16 protein-coding genes and 2 tRNA genes are annotated in these 20289 nt (G+C 51.1%); 10 read left to right on the top strand and 8 right to left on the bottom strand.

All coding sequences use genetic code 11. The annotated features are described in order from the left end of the window. Window positions 1–9: 9 nt before the first annotated feature. Genes CLOSYM_RS12830 through CLOSYM_RS12815 form a run of 4 tightly spaced genes read right to left on the bottom strand, consistent with a single transcriptional unit; the run spans window position 10 to window position 5064 of the window. A complete protein-coding gene (locus tag CLOSYM_RS12830) occupies window positions 10–1512 on the bottom strand; it encodes an HAL/PAL/TAL family ammonia-lyase (protein ID WP_003507670.1) in 1503 nt (500 codons plus the stop codon). Further along, the gene (locus CLOSYM_RS12825; protein WP_021642440.1) at window positions 1513–3747 is read right to left on the bottom strand and encodes a xanthine dehydrogenase family protein molybdopterin-binding subunit; all 2235 of its coding nucleotides are present in this window, start codon (window positions 3745–3747) and stop codon (window positions 1513–1515) included. Further along, a complete protein-coding gene (locus CLOSYM_RS12820; protein ID WP_003507674.1) occupies window positions 3740–4603 on the bottom strand; it encodes an FAD binding domain-containing protein in 864 nt (287 codons plus the stop codon). Before CLOSYM_RS12820 ends, CLOSYM_RS12825 begins: the two co-directional genes overlap by 8 nt. Continuing rightward, complete coding sequence (locus CLOSYM_RS12815; RefSeq protein ID WP_003507681.1) at window positions 4600–5064, bottom strand: (2Fe-2S)-binding protein; 465 nt, start codon at window positions 5062–5064, stop codon at window positions 4600–4602. The genes CLOSYM_RS12820 and CLOSYM_RS12815 overlap by 4 nt, the downstream gene beginning before the upstream one ends. A gap of 457 nt (window positions 5065–5521) precedes the next feature. Between CLOSYM_RS12815 and CLOSYM_RS12810 the strand changes: the two genes are divergently transcribed. Genes CLOSYM_RS12810 through CLOSYM_RS12765 form a run of 10 tightly spaced genes read left to right on the top strand, consistent with a single transcriptional unit; the run spans window position 5522 to window position 14224 of the window. After that, window positions 5522–6133, top strand: coding sequence for a nucleotidyltransferase family protein (locus CLOSYM_RS12810; RefSeq protein ID WP_021642436.1), 612 nt, complete (start codon window positions 5522–5524; stop codon window positions 6131–6133). Window positions 6134–6137: 4 nt separating this feature from the next. Then, entirely contained in the window at window positions 6138–7073 is a 936-nt protein-coding gene (locus CLOSYM_RS12805) for an NTP transferase domain-containing protein (protein ID WP_021642435.1), read from the top strand. Further along, window positions 7070–8194, top strand: coding sequence for an XdhC family protein (locus tag CLOSYM_RS12800; protein ID WP_021642434.1), 1125 nt, complete (start codon window positions 7070–7072; stop codon window positions 8192–8194). The genes CLOSYM_RS12805 and CLOSYM_RS12800 overlap by 4 nt, the downstream gene beginning before the upstream one ends. Continuing rightward, on the top strand, window positions 8191–9225 hold the full coding sequence (locus CLOSYM_RS12795) for a molybdopterin-binding protein (protein WP_021642433.1): 1035 nt from the start codon (window positions 8191–8193) through the stop codon (window positions 9223–9225). The genes CLOSYM_RS12800 and CLOSYM_RS12795 overlap by 4 nt, the downstream gene beginning before the upstream one ends. 2 nt (window positions 9226–9227) lie before the next feature. Next, complete coding sequence (moaC, locus tag CLOSYM_RS12790) at window positions 9228–9707, top strand: cyclic pyranopterin monophosphate synthase MoaC (RefSeq protein WP_003507691.1); 480 nt, start codon at window positions 9228–9230, stop codon at window positions 9705–9707. Beyond that, complete coding sequence (gene moaA, locus CLOSYM_RS12785) at window positions 9682–10656, top strand: GTP 3',8-cyclase MoaA (protein WP_021642432.1); 975 nt, start codon at window positions 9682–9684, stop codon at window positions 10654–10656. Before moaC ends, moaA begins: the two co-directional genes overlap by 26 nt. A gap of 3 nt (window positions 10657–10659) precedes the next feature. After that, window positions 10660–11592 (top strand): MOSC domain-containing protein, encoded by a 933-nt coding sequence (locus CLOSYM_RS12780; protein ID WP_021642431.1) that lies wholly within the window; start codon window positions 10660–10662, stop codon window positions 11590–11592. Next, the gene (gene modA / locus CLOSYM_RS12775) at window positions 11580–12443 is read left to right on the top strand and encodes a molybdate ABC transporter substrate-binding protein (RefSeq protein ID WP_021642430.1); all 864 of its coding nucleotides are present in this window, start codon (window positions 11580–11582) and stop codon (window positions 12441–12443) included. Before CLOSYM_RS12780 ends, modA begins: the two co-directional genes overlap by 13 nt. A gap of 45 nt (window positions 12444–12488) precedes the next feature. Beyond that, entirely contained in the window at window positions 12489–13154 is a 666-nt protein-coding gene (gene modB, locus CLOSYM_RS12770; protein WP_021642429.1) for a molybdate ABC transporter permease subunit, read from the top strand. Between the two features lie 17 nt (window positions 13155–13171). Further along, complete coding sequence (locus tag CLOSYM_RS12765; RefSeq protein ID WP_044902412.1) at window positions 13172–14224, top strand: sulfate/molybdate ABC transporter ATP-binding protein; 1053 nt, start codon at window positions 13172–13174, stop codon at window positions 14222–14224. Between the two features lie 104 nt (window positions 14225–14328). Here CLOSYM_RS12765 and CLOSYM_RS12760 read toward each other — a convergent pair. The 4 genes from CLOSYM_RS12760 to CLOSYM_RS12745 all read right to left on the bottom strand — a co-directional run bounded on the left by CLOSYM_RS12760 (window position 14329) and on the right by CLOSYM_RS12745 (window position 20152). Next, window positions 14329–14412: transfer RNA gene (locus CLOSYM_RS12760), tRNA-Leu, on the bottom strand. Between the two features lie 4 nt (window positions 14413–14416). Further along, window positions 14417–14500 (bottom strand) — tRNA-Leu (locus CLOSYM_RS12755). Window positions 14501–14699: 199 nt separating this feature from the next. After that, window positions 14700–18656, bottom strand: a complete 3957-nt coding sequence (locus tag CLOSYM_RS12750; RefSeq protein WP_021642427.1) for an ATP-binding protein — start codon at window positions 18654–18656, stop codon at window positions 14700–14702. 26 nt (window positions 18657–18682) lie between these two features. Then, the gene (locus CLOSYM_RS12745; RefSeq protein WP_021642426.1) at window positions 18683–20152 is read right to left on the bottom strand and encodes an extracellular solute-binding protein; all 1470 of its coding nucleotides are present in this window, start codon (window positions 20150–20152) and stop codon (window positions 18683–18685) included. Window positions 20153–20289 lie beyond the last annotated feature (137 nt).

Below are 20289 nucleotides of genomic sequence, written 5' to 3'. Positions count from 1 at the left end.
TTTTCCTCCTTATATCTTTGATGTATTATATCCCTTTAAGAATTCATACGTCTTTTCTATATCGCAGGACAGATCCCTGTCCTCCTCAAGAAAAGGAACTACCCTGCGGTAGGCCTCAAACAGTTTTCCTGTCCCAAAACCCAGAGACGTTGGTTTTCTCAAATCAACCGCCTGGGCCGCGTGCATCAGCTCTATGGCCGCCATGTAATACAGATTATCAATAATTTTTCTCATATTACAGGATACCATCGTGGAATTGGAGGCCAAATCCTCAATATGGCCCGCCATGCTTAAAAAGTCCAGGGAACAGGGGCCTGCATACATGCGGTTTTCAGCATCCAGGCAGGAAAATGTCTTCTGAATTGTGCCGTATGCGATAACCGCGCCTTCCTCCGGAGTCAGGAATCGGTTCAGCTTTGTAAAACCCGGATCCCCAATCCTTAAAAGCTGCTGGCAAATCATTTTCGACATATGAGCCAGGCCTGTGGATACCATTTCCACCGCAAGCACCCAAGAAAGCGGTTCAAAATTGGCGCTTCCGCACATCCTGTCCTCTTCCGGAAGCAGACATGGGTTGTCGTCGGTCGAATTCAGTTCCGTCTCTAACTGCCTTTCTGCATAAGACAGGGCATCCGTCACCGCGCCCGTGACCGCACTCTGCCCCCTGAAGCTTAAGGGATCCTGAAGCGCGCGTTCCTGCGATGGTTCCAGAAGGTAGCTTCCCTTTAGAATTTCACGGCATTTCTTTGCCGATTCAATCTGACCGCTGAATTTTCTTTCCCTGTTTACCGTTTCATCCATGGGATCCATCACGCCGTTCAGTCCCTCCAGGGCGAGACAGAATACGCACCGGTACCGTTCAACAAACCGTTTTGCCTCTATCAGCCCCAGAGCAGCAAACGCCGCCCCCTGCGCATTGGACGATACGACTCCGAGGCCGTCCTTCGGCCCTAAAAGCAGAGGAACCAGGCCGGCTCTTTTAAGAGCTTCGCCTCCGCTCATCCGTTCATTCGCGTACCAGGCTTCTCCCTCACCGATGATTACAAGACCAATCCCCGACAATGTGCCGATATCGGCCTCCCCGACAGAACCGCGTTTTTTTACGATGGGGTGAATTCCGCGGTTTATAAATTCCAGATAATATTCCACAATTTCTTCGGACACTCCCGTGTGACCGCACAGAAAACCATTGAGGCGGACAGCCAGCATAGCCCGGACTTCCTCCTGACTGCACTCAGGCCCCACGCCAATCATATGGCTCCTCAGAAGATTTCTGTTATAACGGTCATAAAACTGGGCAAAAACCTTTTTATCCTTATTCCAGCCGACGCCCCTGTTCAGGCCGTATACCGCAACCCCTCTTTTATCGAGGTCAAATATCAATTTTCTGGCTGCACGCACGCGTTCCCACGCCTCCTCCACAACCTCGACGTTTTCGCCGTAAACAGCAATCCGCTCCAGCTCTTCCAGAGTCAGCGTCTCCCCCGTAAGGCGTATCCTCCCCTTATCCATCTACCGTTCCCTCTCTTTCTCCAAAAATGCTATGATTTTCTCCGGCGTAACCGGATAATCGGAAAACCGGCCTTCAAGTGCAAAATTAATTGCGTTAACAACTGCCGGTCCCGGTGCAACGGCCGCCAATTCGCCGATGCTCTTGCCGCCATAAGGGCCGTCCGGTTCTCCTTTTTCGATGAAAATACTTTTAACCGGAGGCATATCCGGGGCATTGAGCATATGGTATTTTGAAAAATTACGTCCCTTAATTGCCCCCTTCTTATCGTATACCATTTCTTCGCACAGCGCCATCCCCAGGCTCATCTGTGCGCCCCCCTCGACCTGCCCTTCCGCCAGCGTACGGTTCATGCACTGCCCCACATCATGTACGGCCAGCAAGTCCGTCACTTCCACGAGGCCTGTATATTTATCAACCTTCACTTCTGCAAAAGCGCTGCTGTAGGAACCGGGGTTGGAGGGCGGCTCATATTCCAGCTCGGCCCGCAGATACCGGGAACAGGCTTTCTCATATTCTTTGGCCACTTCTCCGTATGATTTGCTTCCGCCTCTGCAGCAGAGCTGTCCGTCCGCAGCGCTGACTTCCTCCCTGTCCCAGCCGTAGAGAACACCGGCGGCCCGGATGAGCTTTTCAAAAAGAGCCTCTCCCGCCTTCTGCACGGCCCTTCCGCATACGTAGGTCACACGGCTGGCCTGTGTTCCGGCGGCGTCATACGGTGTAATGTAAGTGTCCGCCTCATATACCTTGATTTTATATACGTCCATGTGCAGCGCTTCTGCCGCTATCTGCTGCATGGTCAGAACCGTACCGCAGCCCTGATCATGGATTCCGATTCTCACCTCCACGGAGCCGTCCGGATGCATCATCATCTGCACATTCGTGAACTCAGGGTATGAACCCTTGTATCCGTTTCCGTGGGCTCCGCATGCCATTCCGACGCCCCATGCATACCGGTCCGTATTTTTTTCCCTGACTTTCGCTCTTCTCTCCTTCCAGTTAAATGCTTCCATTCCTGTCCTGATACAGTCTTCTATCCTGGCATTTCCCAGATTCATTCCTCCCGTCGGGTCGGGATCCATCGGCTGGGCCGCATTTTTTAAACGCAGTTCACAGGGATCCATTGAAAGCTCCCTGGCAGCCAGGTCGAGGTTGACTTCCGTGATGGCGTGAGCCTGGGGTGAGCCGTATCCGCGGCAGGCTCCTCCCGGGATGGTGTTTGTGAAAAAGGTTCTCACATGGCAGGTCTGCGCTTCCATATGGTACATCCGGAACAGCTTCTTTGCCATAGCCATGGCCACTGCGGCCGCATTTGTATAATAGGCGCCGCCGTCGATATCCGCAGCTATCCTTCTCCCCAGAATCTTCCCTTCCCTGGTCAGGGCTGTCTCCACCTTCATCTCACAGGCGTTCCTGCTTCTCGTCCCTATGACAGAATCGGCGCGGTCCATATACAGCATCACAGGCTGTTTCAGCTTCCAGCAGGCAAATGCACAGGCAGGCTCGACCACAGTCTGGCCTTTTCCTCCAAAGGATCCGCCCATCACCGCTTTGATCACCCGGATTTTCGTATAGGGCAGCCCCAGCAGGCTGCTGATGTGAAAGCGCACCTGATATACCGTCTGGCATGGGGTCCACAGAACCAGATTTCCGTTTTCATCAATATCCGCAAGTGCGATATGGGACTCCAGAGCTCCGTGATGGATTTTCTGGGTGCTTCCCGACGTCGTCACAATGACGGCTGCCTCTCGTTCGGCCTTATCATATTCTCCAAAGGATACTTCCTTCTCAAAAGCCAGCGCATTTTCCGTCTCTCTGGCCGACGAAAGGCCGATTACCGGCGCCTCCTCCCCGTATGTGATTTCGACCAGGCTCACAGCCTCCTCCACCGCCGCCTTGGATTCCCCCACGACAAGCGCCAGATGATCTCCGACATATCTTGCCTTATCGCTCAGTATGTACTGGTCTTCCGGAGAATCAATACAGGCGGACCAGTTATGAGGATTGTAGGCTTTCGCCGGTACGTCCTCAAATGTGAATACAGCCCTGATTCCCGGTACGCTCAGCGCTTTTTCCTTTCGGATCCGCACACTCGCATGTGCCTTTTCACTGAGTACCAGCTTTGCAAACAGCATTCCGGTTAATTTTCTGTCACATGTATACCGGTTCTTCCCCCGCGCTTTGTCATACGCATCTTCGCGCACATATCTCTTCCCCACATATTCCAGTTCACTCACCGCGCTCCCCTCCTTCCGACTGCGGCTTGATTTCTTCCAGTGCATCACAGATAATTCCATATGCCGCAGGTTTTTTATAATGTTTTGAGCTTCTGTCCGGAATATTATCCTCAATCTGGGCGTAAACAGCTTCCTTGAGGACTCTTTCATCCCGGCGGGAAAGTTCCATCCCTTCCAGAGCCAGTTCAATAAAAGGGGAACGTCTTGCCTTGGGGCCAACTGCTCCGAGAAACACGGAAACATTCCTCAGTATTCCATCCTCTATATCCGCCTTGACACAAACATTGATTTTGGAGATGGCTACTGCTTTCCGGGAGCCAACCTTTGCAAAGCCGGAAAAGGCAGCCGTTTTTTCAACCTCAAACCACAGGATTACATCTGTCTCTCCAAGCTCCGTCCTGCCGAGGCCTTTCACAAACTCATCAACCGCCAGCATTCTGATACCGCCCGTACTGTCACAGACCGCCGCACGTGTATCATAGGCCAGGATAACCGGAGTTAAATCGGAACTCTGTGAAGCGTTTGCCACATTTCCCCCTATTGTCGCCCTGTTTCTGATCTGTGTGGAGCCGACCATTGATGCGGCTTTGGATAGGGCCGGCAGATACCGCCTGATCAGGGAGCTGCGTTCCAGTTCATCCATTGTCACGGCGGCACCGATTATAACGGAGGTTTCCGTCTCCTTAATTCCGGCCATCTCAGCCATGTGGGTCAGGTCGATTAGGGAATAGTGAAACTGTTTTTTCTCCCTCAGCCTGATCATCAAATCCGTTCCGCCCGCGCACAGCAATGCGCCATTATTTTCTCTCAGAGCCCGGGCAAGCTCTTCTCTCGTCTTTGGCATGGCAAAATTCAATTGACTCCCTCCTTCACGGCCGCTCTAACGGCTGTCCTGATTTTTTCATACCCCGTGCATCTGCAGAGATTGCCCTCTATCGCCCGTTTAATCTGCTCATCCGACGGATTGGGGTACTCCATCAAAAGCGCCTTGCACGACAGAATCATGCCAGGCGTACAGAAACCGCATTGAATCGCACCATTCTCTATAAAAGCTTTCTGAAGCACATCCAGCTCTCCGTCCTTCTCCAGCCCTTCGATTGTTATAATCTCTTTCCCCATCACCTGACCGGTGAAAACGGTACAACTGGTAACTGCCTTCTGATCCAGCAGCACAGTGCATGCTCCGCATTCCCCCTCGCTGCACCCCTCCTTCACTCCAGTCAGACCGCAGTCATCCCTGAGAAAATCGAGAAGCCGTTTACAGGGGTCAGCCTCCCTCTCTACCTTTTCACCGTTTATTGTACAGACCAACTTCATAATCCACCTCAACTTCCGTTCCGTCTTTGGAATCCACTCTTTTTATACTGCCATCCCCGAATGGGGTCATTTACCTGTTGGGTATAGTATAGCAGCGCTGCGTTGAAAAAGCGTTGAATCCTGTAAATATTATTCAGCAAACATCAAAATATACCGTTAAATTTCAAAATTTTACACCGATATCCGGCTATTTTCGCCAAATACAAGCAAATTCTGCGGCCTGTTTTATTCTCCAAACCAGTCTTAATAATTCTTTTTCAAAATAACTCGTAAGCATTTTTGTTGTCTATTTGTATATTTTGTATACTTTTTAACCTGAATTTCCCAATTCCCTTCAATTCTATTGTCATATCACACAATTTTAAAATAAAATATTGATAATTTGCCACAAATAATGATATACTCGTTCCAATTCTGACGAAACAGTCTGTCAAAATCTATCCGGAGGTTAAATTTTATGTGTCCCACTAATACCTTTACCGCCGTAATCGCTGCTGCCGGTTTATCTACCCGGATGGGTGCATTCAAACCGATTCTTCCTCTCGGGGAAGAAAGCATATCCCGTTCCCTGGTTCTCGCGTTTGTCGGAGCCGGTTCCCTTCCCGTTACAGTCGTCACCGGCTACATGGCTGAAACACTTGCCTCTCATCTGGGCGGGCTGCCCGTCCGTCTGGTCCATAACTCCGCCTATCGGACATCACAGATGTTTGACTCGCTGCGTCTGGGCCTTCTCTATCTCCAAAAGGAGGAGGCAGCGCCGCTCCCGGATAAGATTTTTCTCTGTCCGGCAGATATACCGCTCGTCTCTTCCGAGACTATCGCCTGCATGGCGCGGCAGGAGGCAGATATCGTTATTCCTGTCTGCAGCGGACGGAAAGGCCATCCTGTTTGCGTCTCCTCATCCATGCTTTTTGCGCTGCTTGAGCATGACGGGACAGACGGGCTGCGCGGGGCGCTGAATGGGCTATCCATAAAGCCTTTGATGCTTGCGGTCTCCGACCCTGGCATCCTCACGGATGCCGATACAACGGAGGATTATGAACGAATCAAAAAACTTTTGAGGAGGTAAAACGATGAGTATTCCGACATTTCACGCGCTGATTGCAGCGGCCGGTAAGCCGCACCGGAGAGACAGTTTCCAGGTATCCGATCCCCTCGGCTCACTGTCTGTCATACGGAGAGTTATTCATACATTCCGGCAGGCCGGCGCCGGGGATATTGTCGTTGTAACCGGATATCAAGCCAGAGAACTGGAGCGCCATCTTGCCCGCAGCGGCGCCATCTGTCTCCGTAATGAGGACTGGGAAAATTCCGATATGATGGCCTCCGTGCGCATCGGTCTGACCTATCTGGCCGCGTCGAACTGCCCTGTGCTGTTTACCCCGGCCGACATACCGCTTTTTACCGTGTCCACCGTGCTGCTTCTGCTGGAAAGCGGAGCGGAATCTGCCGTGCCTCAGATCAACAAAAAAAGAGGACATCCTCTCTTACTTGGTGCAAATATCCAGCCGTTTCTGCTTGGATACGAGGGGAACGGCGGTCTGCGTGAAGCCCTCCGCCTCTCTCCGTATCAGCGCACTCTGGTGGAAGTTCCCGACGAAGGTGTCCTGTTTGATGCAGAGCTTTCCACTGACTGTGCCGAGCTTCTGGAACGCCACAGAAAACAGCCCTTTCTTCCGCTGGTGAGTCTGTCTCTGGAACGGGAATTGCCCTTCTTTGACCGCACCGCAGCCATGCTTCTGCGGTTAATCCGGCAGACCGGCTCCGTCAAAAAGGCCTGCGGACTGATGGGCCTGTCCTACAGTAAAGGATGGAATATCCTGAACGATTTGGAGCTTCAGGCCGGCATTACCGCCATACACAGACGGCCCGGCGGAAGCGACGGCGGGGCCACCACCCTGACAGGGGAAGGTGAGGCTTTTCTGGAACGTTTTACTGCGTATGATGAGGAAGTAACGGCTTATGCGAAAGCCTGCTTTGATAAATATTTTGGGAAGGATCTGCAATGAATGAAATAACGCTTTACCTGACAGCGCTTCTGAAAGAGCTGGAAAATATGAACAGCGTAATGGCAGTCACCGTTACCGACAGCCTGGGATCCGCACCCAGGGGAGCCGGTGCCAGAATGCTGGTCGGCCGGAACGGACGGATCACAGGTACGGTGGGCGGCGGCCCGATTGAATATGAAGCCCAGAACGAAGCGGCACGTCTACTCTTAAAACAGACTTCCGCACGCCGGGAATATGATTTGTCTGAGCCCTCCTCCGGGATCGGTATGGTCTGCGGAGGAAGGGTTAAGTTGGCATTCCACTATATCGGTCCTGAGCGGGAAGATGTAAAATCCCTCTGCCGTACCGCCCTGCCCCTGCTAAAGGCACCCGGAAATCTATGGCTGGTACTCGAACTTCCGGAAACTTCCGCTTCCTCTGCTCATTCTGCCGGCACGGACCGCTCTGTTTCTCGCGGCCGCGGCGCCGGCCGGGAATTTATGGGGATTTTCGGCCCTGATATTCCTCTTCCGCCGAAGGTTCCCGCGTCTGTCACGGACGCCTGCCGCCGGGGAAAGCCAGGCACCACCGTATCGGACGGCAGGGAATATTATCTGGAACCGATTGCGTCCGACAGCCTGGTTCACATTTTCGGCGGCGGACATGTGGCGAGGGAGCTGGTTCCTCTGCTCTCGAGGGTCGGATTTTCCTGCGCCGTTTATGATGACAGAGAGGAATTTCTAAGAAAAGAGGACTTCCCGGATGCCTTCGGCACCGCCGTTGTCTCCTTTGACCATCTGGAGGAAAGCCTGTATCCTGCCGCCGGGAATTACTTCGTCATCATGACGAGAGGACATATATTTGATCTTCAGGCCCAGGCCTGTGCCATGCGCTCCCCCTCTCTCTATATCGGTGTTATGGGGAGCCGCAAAAAGAAATCCGTTTTAACTCAAAAGCTGTTAAATATGGGATTCCGTACCGAGGAGCTGGAACGCGTTCACGCTCCCATCGGGTTAAATATCGGTGCCTCCACTCCCGCTGAAATCGCTGTCAGTATTGCCGCCGAGCTGATAGCAGTCCGCAGCGGACTGAATCAGACAAATATTACTCAGGAGAAGAAGAAACAGGAGGAAAACAGATGAGATTGATAAAGACAGAGGATGCCGTCGGCTCCGTACTCTGCCACGATATCACACAGATTATTAAAGGCGTAACAAAGGATGCCGTATTCCGCAAAGGCCACATTGTTGCTGAGGAGGATATTCCGGTGCTGTTAAGCGTTGGAAAAGAACAGCTGTACATATGGGATAATGACGAAACCATGCTCCATGAAAACGAAGCTGCCGAGATACTTTGCAGTATTTGCTTAAATGACAATATGAAACGTTCCCGAGTGAAAGAGGGAAAAATCGAGCTGACTGCCGAGTGCAGCGGTTTATTTAAAATCCGCCGTGACAAGCTGAAAGCCATCAATTCCCTCGGACAGATGATGATTGCCTCCCGCCATGGTGACACTGCCGTAAGGGCCGGTGACAAGCTGCTGGGAACCAGAATCATTCCCCTTGTCATCCCCATGGATTCCATGGATAAGGCAAAGGAGGCCGCCGGAGGAGAACCCATTTTCTCCCTCCTCCCCTTTACGCTGAAAAAAGCCGGCATTGTCACTACCGGAAACGAAGTGTACAGGGGACGCATCGCCGATACCTTTACTCCTGTTATTATACAGAAGCTCAAAGATTATAACGCGGAAGTAACCGGTCATATCACTCTGCCCGATGAGCCGGAAAGAATCACGAAAGCAATTATTGAATTAATTGAAAACGGGGCCGAACTCGTCTGCTGCACCGGCGGGATGAGCGTCGATCCCGATGATCAGACTCCGCTGGCCATTAAAAACACCGGGGCGCATATCGTCTCCTATGGCGCACCGGTATTGCCCGGAGCCATGTTCCTTCTCGCCTACTGCGAATACGGAGGACGCACCGTCCCCATCGTCGGCCTTCCAGGCTGTGTCATGTATGCAGAACGCACGATCTTCGATCTTGTCCTTCCCCGCCTGATGGCGGAGGACCCCGTTACGCCAGAGGATCTCGCTTCCCTTGGCGAAGGCGGATTATGCCTCTCCTGTCCGGTCTGTACCTTTCCAAACTGCGGCTTCGGCAAGGGGGTGTAGCATTGGAATTCACCCATTTTAACGAAAACGGAGAAGCTGTCATGGTTGATGTCGGCGGAAAAGAAGATACCGTACGTGAAGCATCGGCAGGCGGAAGGATCTCTATGACGCGCGAGTGTCTGGAACGGGTCAGTACCGGCCGGATAAAAAAGGGAGATGTACTGGGCGTTGCCAGAATTGCCGGAATCATGGCGCTTAAACAGACCTCAAACATCATTCCTCTCTGTCATCTCATGAATCTGACTTATGCGGAAATCAGATTTTCCATCCATGAGGCAGACTGCGAAATCAAAGCGGTCTGCACCGTACGGACCACCGGCAAAACAGGTGTGGAGATGGAAGCGCTGACCGGCGTATCCGCCGCTCTCCTGACAATTTACGATATGTGCAAGGCTGTGGACAAGACAATGACAATCGGAGAGATTTGCCTTCTCCGCAAATCAGGAGGAAAAAGCGGTGTGTTTGAAAGATCCCTACGGTAGAATTATTGATTATCTGCGCGTCTCCGTCACAGACCGCTGCAATTTAAACTGTGCCTACTGCCGTCCGGAAAATTCCCCGTTTCTGAGCAGGAAAGCACTGCTGACGTCTGAGGAAATCCTTGCGTTCTGCCGTGAGGCCGCGATTCTCGGCATCCGGCATATCAAAATCACCGGCGGAGAACCACTTCTAAGAACGGACTGCTGCTCCGTCGTGGAAAAGCTAAAAAAAACACCCGGCATCGAGACGGTTACTCTCACGACAAACGGTCTCCTTCTCAGCGAACATCTCGGACGGCTGAAGGAAGCCGGAATTGACGGAATTAATATCAGCATGGATACGCCTGACAGGGCATGCTACGCGGCCCTCACCGGTTCAGACCGTCTTCCGCAACTGTTAGATTCCATCCGCAGTACCGCCGGGCTGGGAATCCCCATGAAAATTAACTGTGTAATCATGGATGGGCTTGTACCCGTCACCGATTATCTTGCTCTCGCTGAGATGGCCCGCAGTTTCCCAGCCGATGTCCGTTTTATTGAGGCCATGCCGTTTGGAAGCACCCCCATGCCTGCCCTGAATCACCTGGATATACTGAAACTTCTGTCCTCCCGGTATCCTGACATTAAGCCGGAGGAAAGTGAACGCGGATTCGGTCCTGCCGTCTACTACCGCATCCCGGGTTTTACCGGCTGCATCGGTTTTATCAGCGCCGTACACGGCAGCTTTTGCAAAAGCTGCAACCGTATCCGTCTGACCGCCGACGGTTTTCTGAAAGGATGTCTGGGATTTGAAAGCAACATTTGCATCAAACCGCATTTCAGGCAAGCCGGATATAAAGACGCCCTGCAGAAAGCTATTCTACGCACGGTAAGCCAAAAACCGCCCTGTCACTGTTTTGGCGGAAAACAAAGCGGAGCGGAGCATAAAAGCATGTCAAAAATAGGAGGATAATTGATGGGAGTTATAAAAGCAATCTGTATCAGCGAAAAGAAAGGCACCAATAAGCATCCCGTGCCCTGCGGGGATTTTCTGGAAGACTACGGGATCAGCAACGACGCCCATGCCGGAAAATGGCACCGTCAGGTGAGCCTCCTGCCTGCTGAACGCGTCCGGGAATTTAATGAAAAGGGCGGCGGTGTCACGGACGGGGATTTTGGTGAAAACCTGCTGGTGGACGGTGTGGATTTTTCCGCTTTGGAGGTAGGTTCCACCCTTAAAGCAGGAAACGTTATCCTGGAAATCACGCAGCTTGGCAAGGAATGCCACCGCCATTGCTCTATCTATCACAGAGTCGGCGAATGCATTATGCCGGTCCGGGGCGTATTCGCACGGGTACTCAAAAGCGGACGCCTGACTCCCGGTGATGAAATTCTCGCATTTCCCCCCTCACCGAAACGGCCCTTCACCGCAGCGGTCATCACCCTGAGCGATAAGGGTGCGGACGGTCTGCGGGTTGACGAAAGCGGCCCAGCTGCAGTATCTCTGCTGTCGGATGCCGGATACCGGGTCATCGAGGCTTTTCTGATTCCGGACGAGCCCAAAGAGCTGAAGCATCATCTGATACGTCTTAGCGATAGCCGCCAGGCCAGTCTGATTCTGACTCTGGGTGGCACAGGTTTCTCCCCGCGAGACACAACGCCTGAAGCAACCATGGCTGTGGCACAGCGTAATGCTCCCGGAATCGCAGAAGCGATCCGCAGCCTCTCCATGCAGGTGACAAAGCGTGCCATGTTAAGCCGCGGCGTCGCTGTAATCAGAGGAAAAACATTGATCATCAATCTGCCCGGCAGTCCGAAGGCGGTCCGGGAAAGTATTGGTTTTATATTGAACGAGCTGCCCCACGGGCTTGAAATTTTAAGAGGAGGTGCAACAGAATGCGCAAGATAGGAGAAAAGAATTTATCAACAGAACTCAGAATCTGTAAAGGAATCAGGAAGGCCGTCCTTTCCGCGGCAATGCTCTCATTGCTGGCCCTGACCGCATGCAGCACAGGACAGGCAAAAACGGCTGACAGCCCGGTACCGGGCGGAGATGAACAGGGCGGGGAAATTTTCATCGCTGCTGCCGCCAGCCTGAAGCCGGTTATGGAAGAAGTCCTGATTCCCGGCTTTACCAAATCACACCCTGTCTTTACCGTAACCGGAACCTATGACAGCTCCGGAAAGCTCCAGAAACAGATTGAGGAGGGTCTTGAGGCCGATCTGTTCCTGTCCGCCGCCACGAAACAGATGGCTGCTCTGAACGAGAAGGGGCTGTTGGATTCGGCTTCCGTCACAATGCTCCTGGAAAATCAAATTGTATTGATCGTACCGGAGGGTTCTGAGGACAGCTACGGCTCCTTTACCGATATTGAAAAAGCTGCTGTCATTGCCATCGGAGATCCGGACAGCGTTCCGGCCGGACAGTATGCGAAAGAAGCGCTTACCCAGACAGGACTTTGGGATTCCCTGAACACCAAACTGAGTCTTGGCACAAATGTCACGGAAGTTCTTAACTGGGTAGCCGAAGGAAGTGCCGACGCGGGAATCGTTTATGCCACCGATGCTGCAACCACACAGCGGGTAAAAGTAATCGCCCCGGCTCCGGAAGGAAGCTTATCGGAGCGTGTCCTGTACCCCGCCGCAATTCTCTCCGGCTCCGGCAGCCGGGACGGTGCAGAACTTTTTCTGGCATATCTGAAAAGCAGTGAAGCAAAGGATGCCTTTTCTTCCTATGGTTTCTCCCCGCTGTCGGAATAACCGAACATAAGTATCACTCCGTAAACGTTTTCAATAGGAGGCTGTATGGATTTCTCACCTGTAATTATTTCGCTGAAAACGGCAGTCTGCGCGCTGCTCATTGTCTTTCCCGCCGGAACCCTGCTCGCCTGGCAGGTTATGAATATTCAAAGACAGCGGCTGAAAATCGTAATGGACAGTCTTCTGACATTACCGTTAGTTCTGCCCCCTACAGTGGCAGGCCTTTTATTGCTCTGTCTCTTTGGCGTGAACCGTCCGCTGGGGCGATTTTTTCTCGATGTATTCGGCGTGAAAATTGCCTTTTCCTTTGCCTCCACGGTGATTGCCTCGGCCTTTGTCTCCTTCCCCATGATGTACCGCTCTGCCCGCGGCGCTTTTGAACAGGTCGATCCGCATCTGCTGGATGCGGCCAGAACTCTTGGCATGGGGGAGACAAAAATCTTTCTGCGCATCCTGCTGCCGAACTCCATTCCCGGGCTGCTCTCCGGCAGTGTCCTGGCTTTCACCAGAGGACTCGGCGAATTTGGAGCCACAGCTATGCTGGCAGGTAATATCGCAGGACGTACCAGAACCCTCCCTCTGGCCGTCTACTCCGAAACAGCATCCGGCCGTATGGATACCGCACTCGTTTATGCCGGGATTCTGATGGTATTTGCATTTGCCTCACTTTTGCTGATGAACCGGGCCGGGAATACAAAATGGAGAAATTAAACACAGGAGAAAATCACATGACGCTGACTGTTGACATAAAGAAAAAACTGCACGATTATACGCTGGAACTGAAGCTAGAGCATACAGGCGGCTGCCTGGGTATCCTCGGCCCCTCCGGCTGCGGAAAAAGCATGGGGTTAAAATCCATTGCCGGTCTTGTTACGCCCGACTGCGGGCGGATCCTCCTCGGGGACAAAACCTTCTATTCGTCCGCGGAACGGATCAACCGCAAGCCGCAGCTTCGTAAAACAGGCTATCTGTTTCAAAGCTATGCCCTGTTTCCCAATATGACGGTGGCGGAAAACGTCGGCTCCGGAATCAGTCCCAAAAACAGGGAACGGGACAAAATAATCTCTGCCTGCATTCACCGGTTCCGGCTGTCCGGCCTGGAAAATTATTATCCCGGCAAATTGTCGGGAGGACAGCAGCAAAGGGCCGCACTGGCCCGCATACTGGCCAGTTCCCCGGATCTTCTGCTGCTGGATGAACCTTTTTCGGCCATGGATGCCGCTCTGAAAGAGGTGCTGCGTCTTGAGCTGCTTCATGTGCTGCGCGATTATCACGGTCTTTCCATACTGGTTACGCATGATAAGGATGAGGCATACCAGCTCTGCGACAGCCTGATCATCATGGATCAGGGACAGGTCCTCTGCAGCGGAGCTACGAAAGATGTCTTTGATAATCCGGGCAAATACCAGGCGGCGCGGCTGACCGGCTGCAGAAATATATCTCCTGTGCGCAGACTTGGAGATAACCGGATTCTGGCACTCGACTGGAACCTGACGCTGACAACCGCAGAAAAAACCACGGAGCAGACAAAGGCCGTCGCCATACGGCCGCACTGCCTGGTTCCTGTAAGTGAGGAAGCTGCGGCAGTCTGGAAGGAACGGCCCGGCGCCAATCTGATACCGGTAAACGCTCCTTTGGTGTCTTCTCTCCCCTTCGACTGGGAATTCTGCCTTGAGAACAATCTCTGCTGGACCGTCAAAAAGGATTCCGGCTCATCTTCCCAGCCGCCTGTACCGTCCTGGCTGCGGGTTTTACCGGAAGATTTACTTTTGCTAACCTGAAATATTTTTTGTTTTTCCGCTTCATAGAGCGAATTAAAAGGATTATTTTTATTTAGACAGAAAAAAAGCAGCCTTTCTTATCGAAAAGCTGCCTTCTGTTATCGTGCAGAAGAAGGGACTTGAACCCTCACGGTATTGCTACCACACGGACCTGAACCGTGCGCGTCTGCCAATTCCGCCACTTCTGCATCATGCGGGAGATGGGACTTGAACCCACACGAGCATACACCCACAAGATCCTTAGTCTTGCCTGTCTGCCAATTCCAGCACTCCCGCATTCGGTGATTTTGTTTGCCTCACCAACGAAAATTAGTATACCACAAAGTTTGGAACCTGGCAACCACTTTTTTCAAATTTTTTTAATTTTTTTAACTATTGCGTTTTTTTGCCTTCCCTTGCACAGAATCTACAAAATTATTGAACATCAGACGCAATGTGATAACCCGTTACCGGCCCGCTAAAAAGCGGGCCGAATTTAAAGCACTTCCTGTATCGCCCTCAGCAGCTCTTGGATATCCACCGGCTTGGCCAGATGGCCGTTCATGCCGCTCTCGATGGATTTCTTCGTATCCTCGTCAAATGCATTGGCCGTCATTGCGATAATCGGAACACTCTGCGCATCCCTTCGGGCCATCCGGCGGATTGTCTTCGCCGCCTCCAGACCGTCCATGACCGGCATCCTGATATCCATCAGAATCACGCAGTAAGTTCCTTCCGAAGCCTCGGCAAATTTATCAACGCCCTCCTTACCGTTCCCTGCCGTATCGACAATAAAGCCATGCATTTCAAGGAGTGTTTTGGCAATCTCCGTATTGAGTACATTATCCTCCACCAGAAGAATCCGCCTGCCGGTAAAATCATATTCCCCCGTATTCTGTCCCGGAAGTACACTTGTCCCCGGCTCTTCCGCCCGGATAAAGCGGAGCGTGAAGCTGAATCGGCTCCCCTCTCCTTCCCGGCTCTCAAGCCCAATCTCACCGCCCATCATCCGGACAAGCCGGCTGCTGATAGACAGCCCCAGACCGGTGCCGCCGTATGCAGCAGCCGTATCATCCTCCGCCTGTTCAAATGCGTTGAAAATCCGTTCCCGGTTCTGCGGACTGATGCCAATCCCATTATCTTCTACAGCAAAGAAAAATTCTACTTCATTTCTATCCTCCGGCTGACGTCTTTCCATCTTTTGTTCATATACGGAGAACCGAATCTGTCCTCCTTCATTTGTAAACTTAACCGCATTGCTGAACAGATTGATTATTACCTGCTTCAAACGCATCAAATCGGCATAAACCCACGGATTCTCCACCTGTATATCGCGGATGCAGGTGATGTTCTTCTGCCGCATCTGGCTTTCCATCAGATCGTCTATCTCTTCAGCCATTTTCAAGATGCTGCCGTTATTGCAGGCCAGTTTCATCTTGCCGCTCTCAATCTTGGACATATCCAGTATATCGTTAATCAGGCTGAGCAGATACTGGGAGGACTGGTCAATCTTAATAAGACATTCCTTCACTCCTTCCTCCTGCTTTGCGCGATCCATTGCAATGGCCGTCATACCGATAATTGCATTCATCGGAGTCCTGATCTCATGGGACATCCTGGACAGGAAATCGCTCTTGGCACGGCTGGCCAGATCATATCTCTCCCTGTTAATATTTGTCTCGATAATCTTCACAACTTCCTGGAGCTCCGAGCATTCTTCCACGCTCCAGTCACTGTGTTCCGCCTTGCGGATAAAGCTGACCGCTCCCATCAGCTTGCCACCGTCATACATTGGAATACAAAGGCCCGGCGCCTTAAGCGGAATATGAAGAATACGGCGTTCCTCCGTTGTAAATACGGTATTTTCTTCGAATTTCACATATCCGGAGACAAAATGCCCGGAACACCGTTCCATAGCTCCGGCCTTAAAATGGTAAACCGCCGTGTCCTCTTCAGCGTCCTCCTGCTGATGCCATTGCTTATATATTCCGGAAGCATTGAAATCCCACCTGATGTCTGCCATCAGAATATCCGAAACCCTGTATGTACCCCCAAGCTTTGCAAACAAAACCGAAATAATCGGTCCCACCTGCCCGCCTCTGTCAAAAAGATTAAACACTCTGGTTACCATATTCAGAGCGCGGACATTTCCATTACTTGCAATCTCATTATAATCCCGTTTTTCGATACATTCAGACTCAGGCACATCCTCGCAGAAGGTTAACTGGGACTTTCTGCGTCTTTTTCCATAGCCGAGAGCGGTACGCAGCCTCTCTATCATCCTCGCGTAGTCCTCCTGCTTCCCGTCCAGGAACGCGGCCGCCGCTGTTACCGAGATATCTAACTCACCCCGATCGCACAGGCGTGACAGCATATGGTTCAATCTGTTAAATATGCCCAGTATCTCCTGTTTTTCAAAACCGCGCAGCCACATCAGGATTTCATCGCCCCCTGCCCTCACGGCAATTATACGCTTTCCTGACTTCTCAAGCTCTGACTTTAATTTCAGTATGAAAATGCCTATCTCTTCCAGGATTGAATCACCAAATTCTATACCGTAGCCATCGTTCATCTCCTGAAACTTATCAAGATCCATAAGAAGCATAAAACCGGTCCGTCCGAGCTGCGCCTCCGCTTTGATAATCTCCTGCCCTACTTTTTCCCTGTACAGGCCTGTCACCGGATCAACGCGGGCCGCTTTACTCTCCATCTGCTCCTTTTCTTTTTGTTCCTGTATGTTCCGTATGCTTCCTATTACTTTGCTTTTCCTGCCGGAAACATCACAAATCGTCTTTCCGGAGATTTCCATCCACTGCCAGCCATTCTTCTCTGTTAAGGCCCTGAAATCCAGCTCAAATTTCTCATCCAGCCTCAGGAACATTTTCTTCATCATCTGGCGATCTCCGTCATAGAGTATCTTACTCTGCTGAATGCTTTCCGTCAGATTGCTGATATGGGTGCCAAGGCCGCTCTTTTTTCCATCGGCAAGCAGATTATAAATATCTACCGAGTTATCTTCCACATTATACGTATAAATAATATCCGTGCTGCTCTGCAGCGCCAGCAGGTACCGCTCTTTTTCTTCCTCCGCCTTCGCCTCCGCTGTCTTCTGTTTTTCCGTCAAGTCTGAAACAGCATCGTATAATGCCCGGATTTCGGCAATTTCTGTTTTCCCATAGTCCCCCGGACCGTCCTCCTTGTTATCGCGGATCCAAGCCGCAAGCTGCGTAATAGGACGTGTCAGGTAATGCATCAGCAGGCAGATAGAAGTAATACCGACCGCCAGAGAAATCAGCACCGCCAGGGCAATATTGCGCGTGACCCTGCTGCCCATACCAAATAGGCTGTCGCCCGACTGAACTCCCATCAAAACCCAGCCATTATTTATAAACGGGGTATTGGGATTATATATGGAAAACGGTATCACCTGGGCGTAATAATCTGCCCCCTTCTCCTGCATATCTATCTGATACAGTCCTGCATATTCTGTTTCCTGCAATTTCAGAGGCTGAGATGCCGTCATGTTTCTCTTGAGTATCAGACCGCTGAGAAAGAACGGAATCAAATTGCCGTCATCGTCGAATTGCGCCATCAAATATCCGCTGTGGTCCCCTGCATTCAGTTCCTGGACAGGAAGAAGGCCGCTTATGACCGATGTGGATATTTCAATCCCCATGACACCATATACCCTGCCCTCACTGATCAACGGTATCGAATAGCTAATCATGCTGTATGAATCCTTTTGCTTATTATTTTCCAGATAAAAGGTACTGCCCCAATAAGCCAGATTCTCTTCCTTGGCTTTTGGATTGGCCACCGCGGCGTTATAAGGCTTATAGAAGAAATTATCGGCTTCCAGCAGCCCGTCCCGCTGAAAATTAAACCGGGAAGTCCAAGAGGTGTCAAAGGGAATCCCAAGCTCATGTGAAAACTCATAATTCCCCCGCTCCATAAGGAGATCGGAATAATCCTTTGGATTTACGTAAGGGTCCGAATCACGAAAGTAGATACCGCTGCATTTATAGACCTCATTTCCCTTCTCTTTCTGCGGTTCCTTCAGGCCGTCTGCCAGCACGAAATAAACCCCGTTCACTCCGTTTCTTCTTAAAATATCCAGCCCTGGGAGCAGCAGTTGTTTTAACAGCTCATTTTTTGCCTCTTCGTCTTCCATAAACTCACGGAGCGTCAGATTTCTTTCCTCTAAAATCTCTTCAAAGCAGGAGTTCGCTATTCCATATTCGCCGGATATATCCGTCCATTGGTGCGTCATGTTATTTGAAAGGATCAGATTTCTGTTTTTTACAATCTGCTCCATAATCCCCACAGAATATTCATCTAAATGCTTTACCGTCCCTCCGATGTGTACGGCCCCGAAGGCCACTGCCGCCTGAAGAAGCATTACCACTGAAAGCGGTATCAAAAACATCCTGAGAATTGTCTTCTTTTTGCGCATCTTTAACTCCTTGCCTGTATTCCGGCTTACTGCGTCTTCCCTGCCCCGCTGACTTCCACACAGGACTCAAGCTCTTCCTTTATCGAAGCAAACCAGGAGTCAAATGATTCCTGTGAAATATAGTCTTCCACCGCTTCCTCCAGGCTGCTGCCCTCTGCCAGAAGCACCTCCACCTGCTGCCTGTCTGCAGCGGCCTTGTCCGATAAATTGTATTCCAAAACCTTTCTTGCGTCACTTCCGCCGTCAAAAGCCTTATTGGTATACAGCTGGTTATTCTTAACCAGTTTATAAGCCTCTGTCAGCGTATCATATTCCTTTTGCGGCATGTCAACCTGATTTTCTTCCATCACCTTTTCAAGGACGTCTATCGCATTGGCCTCCTTCTTAACAGGAAGATATCCGGACGAGCAGCTGAATTCCGTATTTATTTCAGAATCGGTAAACCATTTAAGAAATTCACAGGCCGCACGCACCTTATCGTCCGGGCCATTTGTAACCACCATTCCGGCTCCCTGCTGAACGATATAAGGAGCTCCGCCTTCAAAGGAAGGAACCGGAAGCACAATGCATTCTATCGGGGTTATGGTATCGCCCTGTTCTACCTGATCGGGAAAATAACCGGCCGAGGTAGTGGAACCGGTATAGGCAATCAGTTCTCCGATTTTGACATCATCGGAGCGGAATTTTCCATAGGCCCCAAAATATCCTTTCACATATGGGACATAATAACAGTCCCAAATCCTTTTGAAGACATCTTTATCAATCTGCAGCGTTACCTGCTGGTTTTCGACATGAAACAGCTCTACGCCAAGCTGCATGGAACCGATAATAAAAAGATTGGCCACAGCATCTCTTCCATAGAACGCTTTTCCATCGTATGGGATATCCGGTGTCTTGCCGTCTGTCCAGTTATAATAGCGTTCCGCTACCCGGACCACTCCTTCTTTCGTCTTTAAATCCTCAAGGCTCACGCCTGCGGCGGCCGAAAACTCGTCCCATACGGTCTTATTCATCATCATGATTTCCGTTGACTTAGCAACCGGGAATATCTCAAGCTCACCGTTCAGTCCGATTTTTCCTTCCTCTATGTAGGAATCCATGTAGCTGTTCTGCTCCTCTTCCGTAAAATAGGGGGCCAGATCTGCTAAAAGGCCCTCTTTCTCCAATTCGAAGGCCGTGTCCGCATAGGAAGAAAAAATATCCGGCATCTCCTCGCTTCCCACCTCTTTCCTGCTCGATGAAAGGACGGCATTTTCCAGCTCTGAGACATTTCCTTTGCTATGTCCCTCAACATAGATACCTTTTTCTTTTCCTACCGTGTCATTAAACTCATTTACCAAGTCATCAAAGGCCGCTTTCTGAGAACCATTATAGTAATGCCAGATCGTGATATCTACCGGCTCGCTGTTCTTTGACGTATTCACTGATGCCGCTCCTGAGCAGCCGGCCATGAACAGGCAGGCAGCCAGAGCGGCGGCTGTTATCTTTATTTTCATTATATTTTCCCCTCCTCAGCAGATTTGAGAAACAATACCCGCTTAGCGGAATTATATCACAAACCAGGTTGCTGTTAAAGTGCTTTTACTTTTTCACAACAAGAAAGGTTCTATACTGAATGTTGGGGTGTGCTGAA

Source organism: [Clostridium] symbiosum ATCC 14940 (assembly GCF_000466485.1).
Lineage (GTDB): Bacteria > Bacillota > Clostridia > Lachnospirales > Lachnospiraceae > Otoolea > Otoolea symbiosa.
This window is presented reverse-complemented; position numbering and strand designations above follow the sequence as displayed.

Bases quoted from the DNA above. Each gene is read 5' to 3' on its own strand.
- CLOSYM_RS12830 (WP_003507670.1), bottom strand. From the start codon at position 1,512: ATGGATAAGGGGAGGATACGCCTTACGGGGGAGACGCTGACTCTGGAA.
- CLOSYM_RS12815 (WP_003507681.1), bottom strand. From the start codon at position 5,064: ATGAAGTTGGTCTGTACAATAAACGGTGAAAAGGTAGAGAGGGAGGCT.
- CLOSYM_RS12810 (WP_021642436.1), top strand. From the start codon at position 5,522: ATGTGTCCCACTAATACCTTTACCGCCGTAATCGCTGCTGCCGGTTTA.
- CLOSYM_RS12805 (WP_021642435.1), top strand. From the start codon at position 6,138: ATGAGTATTCCGACATTTCACGCGCTGATTGCAGCGGCCGGTAAGCCG.
- CLOSYM_RS12800 (WP_021642434.1), top strand. From the start codon at position 7,070: ATGAATGAAATAACGCTTTACCTGACAGCGCTTCTGAAAGAGCTGGAA.
- CLOSYM_RS12795 (WP_021642433.1), top strand. From the start codon at position 8,191: ATGAGATTGATAAAGACAGAGGATGCCGTCGGCTCCGTACTCTGCCAC.
- CLOSYM_RS12780 (WP_021642431.1), top strand. From the start codon at position 10,660: ATGGGAGTTATAAAAGCAATCTGTATCAGCGAAAAGAAAGGCACCAAT.
- modA (WP_021642430.1), top strand. From the start codon at position 11,580: ATGCGCAAGATAGGAGAAAAGAATTTATCAACAGAACTCAGAATCTGT.
- modB (WP_021642429.1), top strand. From the start codon at position 12,489: ATGGATTTCTCACCTGTAATTATTTCGCTGAAAACGGCAGTCTGCGCG.
- CLOSYM_RS12765 (WP_044902412.1), top strand. From the start codon at position 13,172: ATGACGCTGACTGTTGACATAAAGAAAAAACTGCACGATTATACGCTG.
- CLOSYM_RS12750 (WP_021642427.1), bottom strand. From the start codon at position 18,656: ATGCGCAAAAAGAAGACAATTCTCAGGATGTTTTTGATACCGCTTTCA.
- CLOSYM_RS12745 (WP_021642426.1), bottom strand. From the start codon at position 20,152: ATGAAAATAAAGATAACAGCCGCCGCTCTGGCTGCCTGCCTGTTCATG.